This window comes from Kaarinaea lacus, from assembly GCF_975902315.1.
The window spans coordinates 1-3,147 of sequence record NZ_CDLKIE010000423.1 but is presented as its reverse complement, the minus strand read 5'-3'; the positions used below and the strand labels follow the sequence as shown (position 1 = coordinate 3,147).

Sequence of the window (3,147 nt, the reverse complement as noted above, 5' to 3'; positions counted from 1 at the left end):
TTAACTTCAGTGATTAATGCAGCAAGGTTTAGTGGTGTTTTATTGAGAACGGTATGGTAGGTGGTAAGTCTTTCAGTCTCTAGCAATTCTTCAATCAGGGTTTCCATTTCATCCAGCTCACGATTAATTCGCCCCTTTTGCTGTTCATCATCCAAAAATTCACTGGCAACTTTGGCGCGAGTGAGTGGGGATCGTAATTCGTGACTGATAGCTAATAATAACTGGCGTTTGGCTTCCAGCATTTGCTGGATATCGTTGGCCATACTGTTGAAGTTTTTTGCCAGCTCGCCCAATTCGTCACGACGATTAGTTTGAATACGATGGTTCAGTTCTCCCTCGCCAAATCGCTTTACACCTGCCTGGATAGTATTGATGGGTGAAAATAATCGCCGTGTGCCATAGTAAAGAACCAATAGTATCATCAGTAAAATAACGAATGGTAGCCAGCCACGGAAAGTGCCTCGTTCTGGTCTTAGTCGAGGTATGGTAAAAAGCAGGGTTGAGTTTTCGACCTGGGTCATGAGGTATTCACGAGAATTATATTCGATCAAGCTATAGAGTTGATCTTTTACTGTATGGCTGTGTTTAATCTTGATGTTCGAAAGATTAATTTCCCGTCCATGGGAAGACCATTGTTGCTGATCGTTAATAATATGGATTTCCAGATTTAATTCATCGGCTAATTGTTGGGCTCGTTGTGTATCAAGTGGTGATCCCAGGTCCGCCTGAACATATTCCAGATACTTTACGATATGTGGTTGTACATTGTCCTTGAAGTGGTGATTTATAAAAAAACGAAAGCCGGAACCGACCAGGACGACGAACAAAATCGCCATGATAACAAACAACAATACCAGTTTAGCTGACAGGCTATGGCGTGAGTTAATGACTTTCTGCCACGCATTCATTGCGATTTCCCTGTAAATATGTAACCGCTTCCACGAACAGTTTTAATCAGGTCCAGGGGCTTGAGCTTCTGACGCAGTCTGCTAACGAGTATATCGACGGAGCGGGAAAATATATCAGTTTCCACGCCTTTTAAATGATTGAGAATTTCATCCCGGGTGAACGTTTTACCAGGTTTTTTGGAAAACAGTTCCAGCAGTTGGTATTCCATGGTGCTTAGCTGAACTGTTTTACCCGCAAGCTTAGCTTCTCTCAAGCCGGTATCAATTGAAAGTTGACCAAACGTGAGAGTTCCTGGTTGATTAGGGATATGTTCGCTGCGTTTTAAAATATTTTGAATGCGTGCTACCAGTTCACGTGGTTCGAATGGTTTGGGAAGGTAATCATCTGCGCCAAGTTCGAGTCCTATTACGCGATCCATGACTTCACCACGTGCCGTAAGCATCAGGATTGGGATATCATTATGTTTGCGGATCGTTTTACAAACTTGAAAGCCATCCATTTCCGGTAGCATAATGTCGAGAATGACAAGGTCGAAGGTACCTGCTTCCAGCTTTTCCATGCCTTTACTGGGAAGTGTGGCACTGCTGAGCACCAGGTTGTGTTGCTCAAAGTACTGCCGCAATAATTCTGCCAGCCGTTCGTCGTCGTCAATTAATAATATATTGTGCATTGCTGGTATCTTATCAACCGTAAGATTGCTACTTTAACCTTTTATGGCCTGTTGCTGAAGAGGGTATGTACCTTCTTCATAGTATACAACTGAAGAAGGCACGGTGGTATTAATGCCAACAGCGTCTTTTTTGATGCTGGTGGTATTTTTGAAGCATTGCGCGAAGCTGCTCCTGTTGCTGTTGATTCAGACATTGATAAAATTCACCAAGTGCATCGACGACAGCTGGAGCTTGCTCTTCAAATGCCAGGCGTGGCACATTAAGGTAGTGCAATGCAGAATCTCGATCAAAGCCATTGTCTGAAAAAATATCATCCAGTGTGATGCCTCGATCTTTCTGAACATCTGCTACATATGAACGGCTGGAGTCAATGGTGTTGCTAAACGTTATTAGTTTGGCTTGTTGAGAATCATTTAACTGCAATTTTTTTCTGATACGGCGAATGAACCAGTTTGTCATCGGTGTATACTTTCGTTGACACCGATTATGCATAAAGTTGAGTAGTCGCATGATTTTCTCCTTTAGTTCTTACGGTTACCAGTGGTGATGATGACGCTCGCTCATTTCTGAAAAATGTTCGCGTACTTCATTGCGCTGTTCGTCGGACAAGCTGTCATAAAACTCTCCGAGTGCATTGACGACCTGTGGCGCATGCTGGTTAATCGATGTGGTTTTTTTTTCAACCATTGCCAGAACTTTTTGGCGGTCTAACTGTGGTTGGTCCAACATGGCGAGGACTTCCTCGCGCATAGTCTGGCGATCTTCTAGAGTGTCTTTACGGACCGCGAGTATTTCCTGCCTCACTGCCTCAAGTTTTGCTTGTTGAGTTTCGTTGAGTTCCAGTTCATCCGTTACTTTTTCAACGAGCCATTCGCCGCGCTTTTCCGGGTTGTGGTAGCGATGATGACCGCATGCCACCAATGTTCCCGCAATGACGGCGCCACCAGCCACTAAAATGACGATACGCTTTGACATCGGTTTCATGTTCTTGCCTCCTGTTTTTGGTTTGACTATGTGCACTAGATTAACCTGGACCATCAAGCGGAACTTCTCCGGCAGGTAACATTCTGTAACAGTTTGTAACAACAGCCGGCGCCAGAAATATTTAGTGTCGCCAGCTAATAACATCTAGTAGTATCTGCTTCATTTTGCGTAGCCAGCCGATGCACACTAATTTTTCATCATGCACAATTTTGGTTCGTAAACGACGACGGTTAATGCGCAGAATTAATACAATTCTATTTGTAAATAAATGTAAAACAGATAGTTACGTGATAATGGCGAAACCAGTTTAGTTGGTACAAAACTTGTTTTATAGATAGCAGGACATATAGTAGAAATTGAAAGTTGATCCCCCTGTTTTGAAGGAGTATTAGTGGAATTTGTCGAAGTACCAAGAAGACCAGTATTGTTAGTGATAATGGATGGGTTTGGTGTTAATCCCAGTAAAATCAATAATGCAGTTGCGCAGGCTAATACTCCCAATCTCGACGAATATTTTTCACATTATCCCCACACGTTGCTTCAAGCGTCGGGAACAGCTGTTGGCCTGCCAGATGGTCAAATG

General features: G+C 43.2%; 4 protein-coding genes and 1 pseudogene. 1 reads left to right on the top strand and 4 read right to left on the bottom strand.

Annotated features, from left to right (window positions below; genetic code table 11):
- The 4 genes from ACWVCM_RS13330 to ACWVCM_RS13315 all read right to left on the bottom strand — a co-directional run.
- Positions 1-908, bottom strand: a 908-nt coding sequence (locus ACWVCM_RS13330) for a HAMP domain-containing protein (protein WP_455202250.1), incomplete at its 3' end; no start/stop codon positions are given.
- Entirely contained in the window at positions 905-1,579 is a 675-nt protein-coding gene (locus ACWVCM_RS13325) for a response regulator transcription factor (protein WP_455202249.1), read from the bottom strand. The genes ACWVCM_RS13325 and ACWVCM_RS13330, both read right to left, overlap by 4 nt.
- Before the next feature lie 109 nt (positions 1,580-1,688).
- Positions 1,689-2,039 carry a Spy/CpxP family protein refolding chaperone gene (locus ACWVCM_RS13320; protein WP_455202248.1) on the bottom strand — a complete coding sequence of 117 codons (351 nt, stop codon included), beginning with the start codon at positions 2,037-2,039 and terminating at the stop codon, positions 1,689-1,691.
- 75 nt (positions 2,040-2,114) lie between these two features.
- On the bottom strand, positions 2,115-2,564 hold the full coding sequence (locus ACWVCM_RS13315) for a Spy/CpxP family protein refolding chaperone (protein WP_455202247.1): 450 nt from the start codon (positions 2,562-2,564) through the stop codon (positions 2,115-2,117).
- Between the two features lie 391 nt (positions 2,565-2,955).
- Here ACWVCM_RS13315 and ACWVCM_RS13310 point away from each other — a divergent pair.
- Positions 2,956-3,147: pseudogene (locus ACWVCM_RS13310) on the top strand (2,3-bisphosphoglycerate-independent phosphoglycerate mutase); the annotation flags it as partial.